This is a genomic window from Arenibacter troitsensis, from assembly GCF_900177645.1.
Classification (GTDB): Bacteria; Bacteroidota; Bacteroidia; order Flavobacteriales; family Flavobacteriaceae; genus Arenibacter; species Arenibacter troitsensis.
In genome coordinates this window covers 319826-334083 of the sequence record NZ_FXAO01000001.1, presented here as the reverse complement: position 1 = coordinate 334083, position 14258 = coordinate 319826, and the positions used below count along the sequence as shown (strand labels likewise).

Below are 14258 nucleotides of genomic sequence, written 5' to 3'. Positions count from 1 at the left end.
TCGCAATGAAGAAACAAAAACAAGCTACAAATATAGCACTATTTCAGCTTTTTATTACTGTGGTGGCGATTATGATCGCGTTTGGCCTTAAGGTTTAATTTTTTATCAAAAGACTCCTGTAAATTAATCCCTGTCTGATTGGCCAGACACAGTACAACAAAAAGCACATCTGCCAATTCTTCCCCTAGATCCTTATCCTTGTCCGATTCCTTTTCACTTTGCTCCCCATAGCGCCTAGCAATTATTCTGGCAACCTCCCCTACTTCCTCTGTAAGTTGGGCCATATTGGTAAGTTCGTTAAAATAGCGTACCCCATGGGTCTTTATCCATTCATCTACGGCCTGTTGTGCGTTTTCTATGTTCATTATTCCCTATTTTTTGTATCTATTTGTATGGTTACCGGTCCGTCATTAAGCAGGGCCACCTTCATGTCTGCACCAAAAATACCTGTTCCAACTTTTTTTCCCAGGCCCTTCTCCAATTGGGCCACAAAACTTTCATACAAGGGAATTGCTGTCTCCGGCTTTGCCGCTTTAATATAGCTGGGCCTATTTCCTTTTTTTGTGGAGGCATGGAGAGTAAACTGACTAATTACCAAGGCCTCTCCATCCTCCTGAAGGAGGGACAAATTCATAACCCCCTCTTCATCATTAAAAATCCTGAGGTTTACAATCTTATTGGAAAGCCACTTAATATCATCCGCAGCATCCGCATCCTCTATTCCTAAAAATATAAGCAATCCGTTCGAGATTTTTGAAATTACTTTCCCATCTACCTTTACACTCGCAGTGGTTACCCTTTGTATTGTTGCACGCATTACTTTTCCCCGTAAATATCCATTCTATAATTCTCTTGTTCCCCGCTCAACATTTGCACATAACTCTTGTATCTGCTCCAAGCCACTTCGTTATCCTCCAAGGCCTTCTTTACTGCACAATGGGGTTCATCCATATGCAGGCAATTATTAAACTTACACTCGCCTTTCAACTTAAAGAATTCAGGAAAATAATCCCCTATTTCCTCCTTCTCCATATCCACAATTCCAAACCCTTTTATTCCAGGGGTATCTATGATCTTGGCCCCACATTCCAAATCGAACATTTCCGCGAATGTAGTAGTGTGCTGCCCCTGCATATGTTGGGAGGATATTTTTTTAGTCTTCAGGTCCAGCTGAGGCTCAATGGCATTGACCAAGGTGGATTTTCCCACACCGGAATGTCCAGAAAACATACTTGTCTTCCCGATCATCAATTCTTTTACCTTATCTACATTTTTTCCAGTTTTGGCAGAAATCCCAATACAGGTATACCCAATTTCCCTGTAAAGGTTTGCGAGATACTTTATCTCATCAAGTTCCTCTTCCTTATAGGTATCTATCTTATTAAAAAGTAAAATGGCAGGAATATGGTACGCTTCGGAAGTCACTAAAAAACGATCTATAAAACTTGTAAAAGTGGGTGGATTATTTAAGGTTACTATCAAGAAAACCTGATCCAAATTAGCGGCAATAATATGTGTTTGTTTTGATAGGTTTACCGACTTTCTTATTATATAATTCTTCCTATCCTTAATTTCGGTAATGATCCCCTGGGCATTTTCAATGGCACCGTCTACCTCAAAGACCACCTCATCCCCCACAGAAACCGGATTGGTGCTTTTTATTCCCTTGAGCCGAAACTTTCCTTTTATCCGGCATTCGTAGAAAGCACCTTCCACAGTTCTTACAGTGTACCAACTTCCAGTAGATTTATATACGGTTCCTTCCATTAAAAAGTTCTGACATATTTGTTTACAAAGAAACAACTTTAGTTTTATACTAGCTTTTAAAATTCATCGTTGTTAAACAATCATTAATCATAAAAAACACGAAATATGAAAAAATTTATGCTTTTTGCCTGCTTAGCAATTACGGCCGTTATGGACGTAAATGCACAACAATTTAAGGTAATTACCAGTGTCGAATCCATAGTTCCCAGTGGCTTGGGAAGGTCTCGGATCATTAGCGCCACAGAGGACAGGGATTATAAGGAATTCACCAGTGAACAGACCGAGGAAGACAATACTAGAAACAAATCTGACCGAGGTGAGATTAGGGTGAAAAATTTCGAAGAAACCAAACTATTAAATTTTTACAATATTGCTGGAATTAGATTTCAGAACATTGCCGCCAACGATGCCCTAATCTCCTCAAAAATTAATGCCATGGTGGCCGAAGGATGGGAATTGGCCTTTGTTACCAGCGCTGTAGAGAGTGATAGTGGCAAAGACGACGGACAGGGAATATTTATCACCCGGTACATATTTAAAAAGTAATCTTAAATATCCAAAAAAAAGAACCCGGCCAAATGGTCCGGGTTCTTTTTTTGCTGTCCTATTTTAATTCCTAAAAGAGATGGTACTAATCCATAATTTTCACCCTTCCCCCGGCAAAGGTATTCTTATTAACTGATTTTGGGTTTCCATAAACGTAAACATCCCCACCGGCCTTAATATTGATATCTATTACCTCCGAAGCATACATTGCCGCCTCTCCGGCAGCTGTTATCTTAACACTGGCTTTCTCACTTAATAGTGGTTTTCCTTCAAAAACTCCCCCAGTATTTAATACCACTTCCTGATTTATGGTTTTTCCGGAGGCCTCAACATTACCGCCGGTAACACATCTGACTATTAATTGGTGAACATCGAGTCCTACCTTTATTTTGGCGCCCTCCTGGGTCTTCAATTCTATCTTTTCCTGGCTCAATGTTTCATTCACCGTAATTCTAGCGCCCTCATTCCCGTCAATAAGGTCTATATTTTTAAAATACACCTCCACAAAGGTGTTTTCTCCATGAAACTTCTTATCCAGTTCCATTTTTATTTTGAGGACTCCATTTTTATTTATAATCTGGATATCATCCACATTATCCCCTTTTACCAAAACCTTATTCTCGTCAGATTTAATAAGGTTTACCTCTATCAAATCATACACCTTTAGCTCGTTAAAATCACCAACGGATTTATTAACGATTCGCTGTGACATCCCTACGAACGACACACAAAGAAAACCAATTGCCAAAATTTTTTTCATTCTCCTATAACTTTATATTAAACTTATTCTTAAACATTTGGGGAAACATAGAACTATTAGTACCATACACTTGGTAAAGATGGCACAAAAGTAGATTTGTTACACTAAATTATACAAACAATTAACGTTATCAAATATCCAAGGTCCAATATTAGAATCATCCTCAAGTTTCTTAGACCAGAGGAATAAAGAATAGTCATCTTGAAACGCAATGGAAATATAATGCATAAAAAAACCACGCCTAATGGCGTGGTTATAACGGTATACCCATAAAATAGTTTAAGAGTTGATTATCTTCTCTTGGTGATTTATGGATTCTTGGTGAATTGCCTTAAACATCTTTAAAACAAATTCCTCACTTAATCCCTTTGCTTCCCCTTCCAGAATCATAGCACCCAATATCTGATTCCACCTATTGGATTGTAAAACAGCGACATTTTTTTGCTTCTTTAACAACCCTATACCATCAGATATCTTCATTCTTTTGCCAAGCATTTCGATCAACTGGCTGTCCAGAACATCTATTTGCGCTCTTAGGGTACTAAGTTGGCTATTGTACTCCGCTTCCGAATCGGACTCTTTTCTAATCTTTAAATCCCTCATAATCTGGATCAATTTGGCCGGAGTAACCTGTTGTGCAGCATCACTCCATGCGTTATCCGGATCGTAATGTGTCTCAATCATAAGACCGTCAAAATTAAGGTCCAATGCAGTTTGAGAAACATCAAAGATCATTTCCCTATTCCCTGTAATGTGCGAAGGATCATTAATAAGAGGTAAATCGGGAAATTTATTTTGAAACTCAATAGCCAATTGCCACTCAGGAATGTTCCTATATTTTGTTTTTTCATAAGTAGAGAAACCCCTGTGTATGGCCCCTAATTTTTTTACACCCGCCGTATATAATCTTTCGATGCCACCTAGCCACAATGCCAAATCGGGATTTACAGGGTTCTTTACCAAAACAATTTTATCGGTTCCGGCCAAGGCATCTGCAATTTCTTGCATTATAAAAGGACTAACAGTTGACCTTGCACCAATCCACAACAAATCAATATCATGCTCCAATGCCAACTTCACATGGGCCGCATTAGCTACTTCCGTACAGGTCTTCATACCGGTTTCGGCCTTAACTTTTTGTAACCACTTTAAACCTAAAGCTCCCACCCCTTCAAACATACCCGGACGTGTTCTGGGCTTCCAGATACCCGCACGATAGTAATTTACATCGGTATCTTTTAACTCATTGGCAATTCGAAGCACCTGCTCCTCTGTTTCCGCACTACAAGGCCCGGCAATTACTAACGGATGGTCCAATTTCATATCGTCCAACCATGTTCTCATTTCTTTTAAATTTTCCATTTCTATACTCTATTTTTTGTTAAGTGGTATTCCGTTTAATATTTCCTTTATTTTATTTGTACTATTCATTTCCTTATAGATTCCTTCATAATCATCGGCTATCAACATTGCTTTGAATTCCTTCAAATTTTGTATGTACTCCCTAAGGGTTTCCACTACATTTTCCTTGTTTTGCCTAAAAATTGGGGTCCACATGGCCGGTGAACTCTTTGCCAATCGCACAGTGCTCTCGAATCCACTGCCCGCCATGTCAAAAATATCACGTTCATTCCTTTCTTTCTCAATAACGGTCTTTCCCAACATAAAGGAACTAATGTGTGATAAATGTGAAACATAGGCAATGTGCTTATCATGTGCCTCCGGATTCATATAACGTATCCGCATCCCCAATTGCTGAAAAAGTTCCAAAGCTCTTTCCTGTAGTTTAAAGGCCGTTTTTTCTATTTCGCAAATGATATTGGTCTTCCCCATAAATAAACCCTCCAAAGCCGCAGAGGGACCCGAAAACTCGGTTCCAGCAATAGGGTGGCAGGCCAAGAAATTTCTTCGCTTGGGATGATTTTCCACCACCTTGCATATGAGGGATTTTGTAGATCCTACATCAAAAACCACCGCGTCGTCATCAATAGCATCCAATATTTTGGGTAGTTCCTGAACCATAACATCCACCGGAATCCCCACTATTACGAAATCGGCCTGTTGCAGTTGACCATAATCCGCTTTTTCATCGATCAAAGATAATGACAAAGCCTCTTCCAAGTGCCTCTCATTGGCATCAATGCCGTAAATTTTGGAATCCGGCCTGTTACGCTTAATGTCCTTGGCCAGAGACCCACCAATTAATCCGATACCGATTACAAATACATTCATTTTTTATTGTTATCTGAGAAAATTATTAGAAATTATACCAAGAATTATTCTCCAGTATTTATCTATTTTCATTTCCTCATTCCTATATCCTTACTTCACTTATTTTAAAATCTATTTATCGCTTCTTTAATCTTATCTGCCGTTACACATAAGGAGAATCGAATATACCCCTCTCCATTTGAGCCAAAAATGGTTCCCGGAGTAATAAATATGTTCTTGTCATAGAGCACCTCATCAATGAACTTTTCGGAAGACGAAGCCCCTTTTGGCAATTTGGCCCAAACAAACATTCCTACAGAATCCTTATCATAAGTGCACTGCAGCTTATCGGCCAAGGTGTACATTAATTCCCGTCGCTCATGATACACCGCATTTAATTCATTGAACCAAGATTCGCTACTGTTTAAAGCGGCGATGGCTCCTTTTTGGATACCATAGAACATCCCGGAATCCATATTGCTCTTTACCTTTAAGACAGCATTGATATGCTCACTGTTCCCCAGAACCATCCCAACTCGCCAACCCGCCATATTGAAGGTCTTGCTCAAGGAATTCAGTTCCAAAGCCACATCCATAGCCCCCTCGATCTCCAAAATACTTATAGGGCTTTGATTCAGCACAAAACTATAGGGATTGTCATTGACCAATAAAATATCGTTTTCCTTAGAAAAGGCCACAAGATCTGTCAATTGCTCCCTATTGGCCGTAGCTCCTGTCGGCATATGCGGATAACTGGTCCACATTATCTTTACCTTGGAAAGGTCTTGTCCCTTCAATTCTTCCAAATCTGGAAACCAACCATTTTTATCGGTCAAATCATAATATCTCGGCACTGCACCAACCAAATTGGTTACCGATGTGTATGTAGGATATCCTGGATTGGGAATCAACACCTCATCCCCAGGGTTCAAAAAGGCCAGACTAATGTGCATGATACCTTCCTTGGACCCCATCAAGGGCAATACCTCGTTCTGAGGATTTACAGTTACACCAAATTTGTTCTTGTAAAAAGATGAAAACGCTTCCCTAAGCTCGGGCAAGCCCTGATAGCTCTGATATTGATGCGCACCATCATGCCTCAATGCTTCTTTGACCGCGTTTTGCACATCTATGGACGGCTCCAAATCAGGACTTCCTATACCCATATTTATAATGGGCCTTCCTTCCGCCATTAACCCCCTTACTTCCCTAAGTTTTTTGGAAAAGTAGTATTCTTCAACTGTATTTAATCTATTTGCCGCAATCATAATATTCTGGCATTTTTATATTCTCCCAATACTTTAAATTCTTCGGCCATAATTTCCAACAAAGCCTTGGCTTTAGAGAAATGTTTATACTTTTCAAAAGTTACATCAACGAAAAAGGAATACTTCCAAGGTGTCTGAATAACAGGTAAGGATTGTATTTTTGTAAGGTTCAAGTTGCAATCGCTCATTACATTCAATATGGCAGCGAGACTACCCCGCTTATGATCCGTGATGAATCTTACAGAGGCCTTATTGATCTCCTCTTCCGGTAGGACCTTATTTTGCGTCTTTACAATAATAAACCTTGTGGCATTATCCTTAATGGTCTGTATTTCAGAATGTATAATCTCCAAATCGTACAATTCGGCCGCCACTTTTGGCGCAATGGCTGCGACCCCTTTAAGCTGATTTTCCTGGATTCTCTTGGCCGTTTCAGCAGTATCTATATCTTCAACAAGCTTAATATGCCCGTAATTTTTAAAAAACTCATTGCACTGTAGCAGTGCCATGGGATGGGAACGGACCTCCTGAATATCGGCAATGGTCTGCCCCTTTAAAGCCATCAAATTATGATGTATATTTAGATATTGTTCCCCAATTATATGGAGGTTTTTATGGAAGACCAGGGCATAGTTGGGTATAATGGACCCCGCAATGGAATTCTCTATGGCCATTACCCCCTTATCCGCTGTTTTATTGATCAAATGATCTACCAAAATATCGAAGGATGAACATTCCACAAAGGTAACATCATCACCAAAATAATCCTTCGCCACCTGATGATGGTTAGAACCTTTAATACCTTGTATTGCAACTTTTAATTTCACCCTTTTTAAAATTATCTTCTTATCTATCAAAGACTTACTACTCAACTCCTATATAACTCCAGCTTAAATCCGTAAGTTATACCCAAAAAAAAAGTCCTGGTTTTCACAGGACTTCTATCTATTATATATTTTAAAATATGCTAGAACAGTCCCTTACTTCCCTTAAAAAAGAAGTAAAAATAAAAACCATTCCAGAAATATTGCTTTGTCATTTTTCTTGTAAAACTCCGGCTAAATTAATAATTAAATTTATAAATCGGCATTAACACTAACATTTTTTTATTTATTTCAGTTTAAAGCAATAAATAATACCGATTAAACCCCCAAATCGGTATATTTTTACGAATTACGAAGAACAAATCCCGATATACAACTTTTTAAATACCAAAAATGTACCACCGACGGCCATATTCTATCATATCAATAATTAAAACTAGGTTTCATTAATTTGCTTTATTTTTGATAAAAAGAATAGGCATGTCCATCATAGCAAATAACATTACCAAATTTTTCGGGAAACAAAAAGCACTTAACAAGGTTTCCTTTACCATAGAAAAAGGGGAAATAGTAGGCTTTTTAGGTCCCAATGGGGCAGGGAAATCCACAATGATGAAAATATTGACTACCTATCACACCCCGGATGAAGGTAAGGCCGAGGTTAATACATTTGATGTGCAAAGTGAAAAGAAAAATGTTCAAAAAAGCATAGGCTACCTACCCGAACACAATCCACTTTATTTGGATATGTACGTAAAGGAATATCTTGCTTTTAATGCGGAAGTCTACAAAGTAGATAAACAGAGAATCAACACGGTAATAGAACAAACCGGTCTTACCCCTGAGGCGAACAAAAAGATTGGGCAACTTTCCAAAGGCTATAGGCAAAGGGTTGGATTGGCCGCCGCACTTCTTCACGACCCGGAAGTTTTGATCCTAGATGAGCCCACAACCGGTCTAGACCCCAATCAATTATTGGAAATCAGAAAATTGATTCGTGAAATCGGCAAAGAAAAGACCATATTACTGTCCACACATATCATGAAAGAGGTTGAAGCGGTTTGTGATAGGGTATTGATCATTAATAAAGGTACTCTGGTGGCCGACAAAAAACTATCAGAATTGCGCGATGGACAGGACCAAGTTTTAGTGGTAGAATTCGACTTTAGGGTGGAAGAAGCATTTCTAAATAAATTGCCCCATGCAATAATGGTTAAAAATATTGGTGGTTTTGTTTATGAGATCACTTTTGACACTTCGAACGATATGCGACCTGCTGTGTTCGACTTTGCCCATGACAACCAATTAAAAACCTTGCAATTAAGTAGGAAAAACAAGAATCTGGAGAGTTTATTTAGTGAACTGACCCTTTAGGGCCAAAAGCATTATTGGCAGGCCAAAACTGGAACTATATTTTTTGAATTATAGGATTAAAGGCCTTGGAAGCAACAAATACCCGATCCCCAATCTCTAAAAGTTCGGCCTCCTTCGGGTCTGAGACAACCCTAATAATATCATTCCCTATAAGAACAGAAATTACATACAACACATCTTCCCTTTGTATCTTTAATACTTCCCCTGAAAATCTGAATTTGGCACTGGTCCTGTTCAACCCAAAAAAATCTGTGGCTGCACCTTTCTTAATTACGCTACCATTTTGAAGCTCAAATACGCTATCGGACAGTTTAACTATTTCCGCAATATCATGACTTACCAATATTGTGGTTAGTTTATATTTCTTATGAACTTTCAATAAATATTCCTGTAGCTTTATCCGCATCTTTAAATCCAAGGCCGATAAAGGTTCGTCCAATATTAATATTTCAGGTCGCTGTACCAATGCCCTGGCCAATGCCACTCGCTGTTTTTGTCCACCAGACAGGGTTTCGGGTTTTCTTTGTTGCAATTCGCCCAGCTCGGCAAATTCCAATAACTCCTCTATTTTGGCGCTATCCTGATTTTTCTGAAGGGCGTATTCCAAATTTTGACGAACATTCATGTTGGGAAATAGGGCATAATCCTGAAATACGTACCCTACCTTACGCTGTTGTGGTTTAAGGTCAATATTTTCTTGACTGCTAAACCATGTTGCTTCACCCACTTCAATAGTTCCGCTGTCTGGTCTTAACAAGCCACTGAGCATTCTCAAGGTAGAGGTTTTTCCCGCCCCGGATTCCCCGAATAAGGTAACAAATTCACCCTTTTTTATGTTCAATTGCAAATCCAGGACCATTTTTCCTCCGGCAGACTGCAAGGTTTTTTTTAGGTTTAACCGTATCATTGGGCAAAGCGTTTAAAATATCCCCCATTGGTTAGATAAACCAACAACAGAATTACAAAAGTTACGGAAAACAAAATCAATGAATAACTATTGGCAGCGGCATAATTAAGTGCCTCCACTTCATCATAAATCGCAATAGAGGCCACTTTGGTCTTTCCGGGCATATTCCCCCCAATCATCAGCACTACGCCAAACTCTCCAACAGTATGGGCAAAGGAAAGCACAATGCCTGTTAATAGGGAAGGCTTAATATTGGGCAATAAAATTTTTAATAGTGTCGTCATTTTTGATTTTCCCATGGTATAGGAAGCTTCCTTCAATGTGGAAGGCAGGGAGGAAAGTCCCGCTTGGATGGGTTGCACCATAAACGGTAAGCTATAAATAACCGAAGCCACCACCAAACCTCCAAAAGAGAATATGAGCTTTATACCTAGGTATTCATTCAACCAATTTCCAAGGGCATTTTCTGGACTAAAGGCCACTAGCATATAAAACCCCAATACAGTAGGTGGCAGCACCAATGGCATGCTTACCAAGGTTTCCAAGACGGGCCTTATTTTAGATTTGGTACTTGACAGCCAATTGGCAATGGGAATAGAAACCACAAACAATATTGCCGTGGTAACCACTGCCAGTTTAAAGGTCAGGACCAAAGGTTGCCAATCCATTATGGTGCCAGTATTATTTCGTTCAATTTAACCATAATCATTACGTTCATCTTTTCAACCAATCCCATCTGCCCAACACTCATGGTGCTTATTATAGCAATGACCTCACCTATTTTGGTCTCCAACATTAATCTGCTCAACAATACGCCCACTTCTATATGTGTAATAATCCCTGCAATCCTATTCTCTAAACTAATATTCAACTCCTTTTGGGAAGAGACAGCTACCTCCGTTTCCTTAAACAAGACATTTACCTTATTACCGCTTTTCAAATAAGGGGCAGATTCAGGGGTATCTATGACCACGGACATTAATTCCTCTCCACTGTCCGTCGTAACAAAAACAATGGACATGGCCCCATTGGTTTTAACCTCTTTTATATGAGCCGGAAAACTATTCATCTATCAAATATCCAAATTCTTTTAATATCCCCTTGGCTTCAACTGAAAAAAGAAAATTATAAAAATCTTGGGCATCCTGCTTAGTTTCTTCTTTCCGATTTACAAGCACTACACCTTGATCAATATTGGCATAGAGTGATGGATCTATTATAATCCAACTCCCTTTTCCTTTCATTTCTGGCGACAAAACTGTTGATAAGGCCGTAAAACCAATTGGTGCTGCCTTGGAAATGATAAATTGATCGGTCTGTCCAACACTTTCCCCAAAAACCAATTTAGGCGCCAAGATTTCTTTCAGGCTGTAATGTATTAAAACTTCTTGGGCGGCAACACCATAAGGGGCAGTTTTAGGATTTGCCAAAGCTATGTGTTCCAAGGCTGGATCCGAGAGTGCATCAATTGAAACAGTGATATTCTCCATCAACGACCAAAGCACCAACTTTCCTTTGGCATAGACTTTAGGGGCATTCTTTGCTTTTCCGCCGGCATAAACGGCTTGCGGATATTTCATATTGGCCGCAACAAAAATATCGTAGGGCGCACCTTCCAAAATCTGCGCCGTTAACTTCCCCGAAGATCCAACAATAATTTCGCATTCCACTCCCGATTTTTGGGTATAGGCATTTGTCAAGGCCTCCATGGCCGATTCCATATTGGCCGCAGTGGCTATAACAATTTTTCTGTTGTGATTCTCCTGGCATCCTAAAAATATGAAGGTCAACAACATTGCTCCCAACCATCGCCAATTGCACCCCTTGATTATTCTTTGGACGTTCAACATATTTTATTGGATAAATTTTGACCTTCAATAGCGAGGGGCATTAGGGTCTATTTAGATTACCTCCCCCGAAATAAGTTTGCGCACACTTATCCAAAACATGTCCAAAACAGCGGTAGAACCGGCGGAAAGTTCTGACAGTAATAATAAATTTCTTTCAAAATTCTTCATCTCCCCATTTGAAGATCTTTCTTCGGATTCTGCAAAATAAGCCATATTCCAATCGCCAAAGTTTCTTCCATTATTCTTGCCCTCCCACAACAATGTAACTTCACTATGCCTTTTATCCTGCCTAATATCTTCGAACAAGGATTGTATATGCCTCTTTTCACCTTCTATTATTTGAACGAAGGAAAATTTATGAAAAACTAGGCAACCAGTAACTCCTATGGCCTTATTACGCTCACGGGATGTTTCCAAAATGCCGCTAATAATTTCTTCAGAAACATCTGAGGTTGCTTTGGAAAAATAAGACAGTTGGTACATTAAAACTATTTTGGGGCAAAATACAAAAATTCTGTAGTTTCACTAGTTTGCGCTACACGCTAAAATATCCATTCGGCCCTAGAACGATATTTTGCCTTACATAAATAAATTATTGAGCCACCTGCGCATACTCTGTCCATGAACCGTCATAAACCTTATTATGGTTTTTTAAACTCATTTCGCTCGCCATTAGCACGATGCATGCCGTTACACCGGATCCACAACTGAACACCAATGGCCGTCCCTCCCTTTCCAGATTGGCAAAAACTTCTTTCAACTGGTTCAAGGATTTGAACTTCCCGTCCATAAGAACCGTTTCATAAGGAATATTAATGGAGTTTGGAATATTACCCCTTCTCAATTCCTTCCTCGGCTCCGCTACTAGACCATGGAAGCGATCGGAGGAACGGGCATCTATGACCAAGGCCTTTTTAGTTTTCAGATTATCGCTTACCCCTTCAAAGTTCACCACCATATCCGGATTGAAAACTGCCTTAAAATTACCGGTTCCATAATTCAATCCAACTACTTTTTCTGTGCCATACCCCGCTTTCTTCCATTCAGGAAAGCCTCCATCCAAAACACTGACATTCTGATGCCCCATAACTTTAAACATCCACCAAGCCCTAGGGCTCACATAAATTCCAAAATGATCGTAGACCACAATCTTACTGGATTTATTAATTCCTAATTTTCTGCATGACTGCTCAAATTGATCCTGACTTGGAAGCATATTCGGAAACGGGCTGTTTTTATCACTAAATTCGTTTTCCAAGTCAAAAATACGAGCCCCAGGTATCTTTAAATCATCCAATTGCGAAACAGCTGGATCATAGCGTAGTCGGACATCCAAAATTATAATTTCGGGCATGTCCAAATTTTGATTTAGCCAAGCGGCAGACACTAGTATATCATTCATTTCCAACTTTTTTATTTAACTGATATTTTCAAATACGCCATAACGGCATCATCTCCCTGCAGGGCATTCTTGGGCCTAGGGCTGTCCTTTCCAAAAACCATCAGATCCTCTGGAGGTAAAATAGTAACAAAATCTTCCTTGTAACCTTCAGCGTAGGGTATTTTACCGGCATTTAGATCTAGGTGATGGTCAAAAAAATTGTAAAGGGCAGTTCTTTTGTTATATCCGTAATCGTGTCTTTCCGCCGGTAAATGAACATTTTCCACTTTGTGCTCGGCATTATACAGCGCATATACCTTTTGAATGTAAGGATACTCAATTCTCGGCGTGTTTCGCGTCCAGTCGGCACCATCCGAAACCAACAATAAAGGTCTGGGAGCGCAAAGTGCAGCTATTTCCACATTGTTGGTCTGGTGACCCGAGCTTTTATGTATCGGCATACCACTTTCACAAACACAACCTCCAAAAAAGTGGGCAGAAACCTGAACTACAGGAGCCGCTACTTTTATCCGGTCATCTATGGCCGTTAAAACAAAGGTTTGTGTACCGCCTCCAGAGGCACCTGTCATCCCTATGCGTTCCGAATCCACATCAGGTCTGGACAGCAAATATTCCAAGACCCTTTTACTGTTCCAGGTCTGCAAGAGCAAGGCAATTGGCATCTTGTGGTTTACCTGGGTACTTTCCGCGTAACCCACCATATCATAGGCAAAAACCACAGCTCCCATTCTAGCCAAAGCGGCACACCGCCATTGAATGTAATCTGTATACCTCTTATCCTTCATATGACCATGTGGACTAAGAATGGCCGCATACTTGCCATTTTCTTCCGCAGGCCTGTACAGGTTGCCCGTAACAAAGAACCCAGGAAAGCTCTCTATGGCAATATTTTCTACAATATAACCGTCCATCACCCTGGAATTCCTTATTATGGGATTAAAGTTACCTGTTATTTGCGGCATCTTGTCCAGTTGCATCCCCTCTATAATCCCGTTCTTAATTCTTAACGCCCTTTGTTCCCATGATTCCAGATCGTTCCACTCGGAAGCAAATTTTTTCATGACAATATTTGCCTCGTCCTCTGTCCAATAACTTCCCACACACAACATATTATCCTGACCATAAACGGTTAAACCAAAAAATGAAATTGCAATAAGTCCTAGTAATTTTTTCATCTATTTTAAAGGTTAATTGTTACTGTTATAATTTATGAATTTTGGAATAATCCATAGGCAAGAATACTGCCCATAGTATACCGTTAAAACCTGCTACTTTCAGGTCCAATCCCTCAATTTATCCTGTTAACTAAAATACTGTTTTTCCTCCATTGTTTTCAGTATTTTGTTCTC

General features: G+C 39.6%; 17 protein-coding genes. 2 read left to right on the top strand and 15 right to left on the bottom strand.

The annotated features are described in order from the left end of the window. Positions 1-38: 38 nt before the first annotated feature. Genes B9Y87_RS01340 through rsgA form a run of 3 tightly spaced genes read right to left on the bottom strand, consistent with a single transcriptional unit; the run spans position 39 to position 1767 of the window. Positions 39-365 carry a nucleotide pyrophosphohydrolase gene (locus B9Y87_RS01340; protein ID WP_085495452.1) on the bottom strand — a complete coding sequence of 109 codons (327 nt, stop codon included), beginning with the start codon at positions 363-365 and terminating at the stop codon, positions 39-41. Next, positions 365-817: a D-aminoacyl-tRNA deacylase gene (gene dtd / locus B9Y87_RS01335; RefSeq protein ID WP_085495450.1), complete on the bottom strand. Its 453-nt coding sequence runs from the start codon at positions 815-817 to the stop codon at positions 365-367. Before dtd ends, B9Y87_RS01340 begins: the two co-directional genes overlap by 1 nt. Next, a complete protein-coding gene (gene rsgA, locus B9Y87_RS01330; protein WP_085495448.1) occupies positions 817-1767 on the bottom strand; it encodes a ribosome small subunit-dependent GTPase A in 951 nt (316 codons plus the stop codon). The genes dtd and rsgA overlap by 1 nt, the downstream gene beginning before the upstream one ends. A 105-nt stretch (positions 1768-1872) precedes the next feature. On the opposite strand from rsgA, the gene B9Y87_RS01325 reads away from it, so the two are divergent. Beyond that, complete coding sequence (locus B9Y87_RS01325; protein ID WP_085495446.1) at positions 1873-2313, top strand: hypothetical protein; 441 nt, start codon at positions 1873-1875, stop codon at positions 2311-2313. An 85-nt stretch (positions 2314-2398) separates the two neighbouring features. Here B9Y87_RS01325 and B9Y87_RS01320 read toward each other — a convergent pair whose 3' ends face one another. From B9Y87_RS01320 to B9Y87_RS01300, 5 genes are all read right to left on the bottom strand, one after another. Next, positions 2399-3073 carry a head GIN domain-containing protein gene (locus B9Y87_RS01320; protein ID WP_085495445.1) on the bottom strand — a complete coding sequence of 225 codons (675 nt, stop codon included), beginning with the start codon at positions 3071-3073 and terminating at the stop codon, positions 2399-2401. Positions 3074-3352: 279 nt separating this feature from the next. Continuing rightward, a complete protein-coding gene (locus B9Y87_RS01315) occupies positions 3353-4435 on the bottom strand; it encodes a bifunctional 3-deoxy-7-phosphoheptulonate synthase/chorismate mutase type II (RefSeq protein ID WP_085495443.1) in 1083 nt (360 codons plus the stop codon). Positions 4436-4444: 9 nt separating this feature from the next. Continuing rightward, a complete protein-coding gene (locus tag B9Y87_RS01310) occupies positions 4445-5305 on the bottom strand; it encodes a prephenate dehydrogenase (protein ID WP_085495441.1) in 861 nt (286 codons plus the stop codon). Between the two features lie 104 nt (positions 5306-5409). Next, entirely contained in the window at positions 5410-6555 is a 1146-nt protein-coding gene (locus B9Y87_RS01305) for a pyridoxal phosphate-dependent aminotransferase (protein ID WP_085495438.1), read from the bottom strand. Further along, positions 6549-7379: a prephenate dehydratase gene (locus B9Y87_RS01300; RefSeq protein ID WP_085496588.1), complete on the bottom strand. Its 831-nt coding sequence runs from the start codon at positions 7377-7379 to the stop codon at positions 6549-6551. Before B9Y87_RS01300 ends, B9Y87_RS01305 begins: the two co-directional genes overlap by 7 nt. A 477-nt stretch (positions 7380-7856) precedes the next feature. Here B9Y87_RS01300 and gldA point away from each other — a divergent pair, with 477 nt between their 5' ends. Beyond that, positions 7857-8750, top strand: a complete 894-nt coding sequence (gene gldA / locus B9Y87_RS01295; protein WP_085495436.1) for a gliding motility-associated ABC transporter ATP-binding subunit GldA — start codon at positions 7857-7859, stop codon at positions 8748-8750. Positions 8751-8784: 34 nt separating this feature from the next. On the opposite strand, the gene B9Y87_RS01290 is transcribed toward gldA, so the two are convergent. From B9Y87_RS01290 to B9Y87_RS01260, 7 genes are all read right to left on the bottom strand, one after another. After that, positions 8785-9657, bottom strand: a complete 873-nt coding sequence (locus B9Y87_RS01290) for an ABC transporter ATP-binding protein (RefSeq protein WP_085495434.1) — start codon at positions 9655-9657, stop codon at positions 8785-8787. After that, positions 9654-10325, bottom strand: coding sequence for a molybdate ABC transporter permease subunit (modB, locus tag B9Y87_RS01285; protein WP_085495432.1), 672 nt, complete (start codon positions 10323-10325; stop codon positions 9654-9656). Before modB ends, B9Y87_RS01290 begins: the two co-directional genes overlap by 4 nt. Next, positions 10325-10726, bottom strand: a complete 402-nt coding sequence (locus tag B9Y87_RS01280) for a TOBE domain-containing protein (protein WP_085495430.1) — start codon at positions 10724-10726, stop codon at positions 10325-10327. The genes modB and B9Y87_RS01280 overlap by 1 nt, the downstream gene beginning before the upstream one ends. Continuing rightward, positions 10719-11507 carry a molybdate ABC transporter substrate-binding protein gene (gene modA / locus B9Y87_RS01275; protein WP_085495428.1) on the bottom strand — a complete coding sequence of 263 codons (789 nt, stop codon included), beginning with the start codon at positions 11505-11507 and terminating at the stop codon, positions 10719-10721. The genes B9Y87_RS01280 and modA overlap by 8 nt, the downstream gene beginning before the upstream one ends. Before the next feature lie 51 nt (positions 11508-11558). Continuing rightward, a complete protein-coding gene (locus B9Y87_RS01270; protein ID WP_085495426.1) occupies positions 11559-11990 on the bottom strand; it encodes a BLUF domain-containing protein in 432 nt (143 codons plus the stop codon). A 109-nt stretch (positions 11991-12099) separates the two neighbouring features. Further along, a complete protein-coding gene (locus tag B9Y87_RS01265; protein ID WP_085495424.1) occupies positions 12100-12909 on the bottom strand; it encodes a sulfurtransferase in 810 nt (269 codons plus the stop codon). A gap of 11 nt (positions 12910-12920) precedes the next feature. After that, complete coding sequence (locus B9Y87_RS01260; RefSeq protein WP_085495422.1) at positions 12921-14084, bottom strand: alpha/beta hydrolase family protein; 1164 nt, start codon at positions 14082-14084, stop codon at positions 12921-12923. Positions 14085-14258 lie beyond the last annotated feature (174 nt).

Coding starts and splice junctions, on each gene's coding strand:
- modB (WP_085495432.1), bottom strand. CDS start 10,325: ATGGATTGGCAACCTTTGGTCCTGACCTTTAAACTGGCAGTGGTTACC.
- B9Y87_RS01320 (WP_085495445.1), bottom strand. CDS start 3,073: ATGAAAAAAATTTTGGCAATTGGTTTTCTTTGTGTGTCGTTCGTAGGG.
- rsgA (WP_085495448.1), bottom strand. CDS start 1,767: ATGGAAGGAACCGTATATAAATCTACTGGAAGTTGGTACACTGTAAGA.
- B9Y87_RS01270 (WP_085495426.1), bottom strand. CDS start 11,990: ATGTACCAACTGTCTTATTTTTCCAAAGCAACCTCAGATGTTTCTGAA.
- B9Y87_RS01325 (WP_085495446.1), top strand. CDS start 1,873: ATGAAAAAATTTATGCTTTTTGCCTGCTTAGCAATTACGGCCGTTATG.
- gldA (WP_085495436.1), top strand. CDS start 7,857: ATGTCCATCATAGCAAATAACATTACCAAATTTTTCGGGAAACAAAAA.
- B9Y87_RS01310 (WP_085495441.1), bottom strand. CDS start 5,305: ATGAATGTATTTGTAATCGGTATCGGATTAATTGGTGGGTCTCTGGCC.
- B9Y87_RS01265 (WP_085495424.1), bottom strand. CDS start 12,909: ATGAATGATATACTAGTGTCTGCCGCTTGGCTAAATCAAAATTTGGAC.
- B9Y87_RS01260 (WP_085495422.1), bottom strand. CDS start 14,084: ATGAAAAAATTACTAGGACTTATTGCAATTTCATTTTTTGGTTTAACC.
- dtd (WP_085495450.1), bottom strand. CDS start 817: ATGCGTGCAACAATACAAAGGGTAACCACTGCGAGTGTAAAGGTAGAT.
- B9Y87_RS01280 (WP_085495430.1), bottom strand. CDS start 10,726: ATGAATAGTTTTCCGGCTCATATAAAAGAGGTTAAAACCAATGGGGCC.
- B9Y87_RS01315 (WP_085495443.1), bottom strand. CDS start 4,435: ATGGAAAATTTAAAAGAAATGAGAACATGGTTGGACGATATGAAATTG.
- B9Y87_RS01290 (WP_085495434.1), bottom strand. CDS start 9,657: ATGATACGGTTAAACCTAAAAAAAACCTTGCAGTCTGCCGGAGGAAAA.
- B9Y87_RS01340 (WP_085495452.1), bottom strand. CDS start 365: ATGAACATAGAAAACGCACAACAGGCCGTAGATGAATGGATAAAGACC.
- modA (WP_085495428.1), bottom strand. CDS start 11,507: ATGTTGAACGTCCAAAGAATAATCAAGGGGTGCAATTGGCGATGGTTG.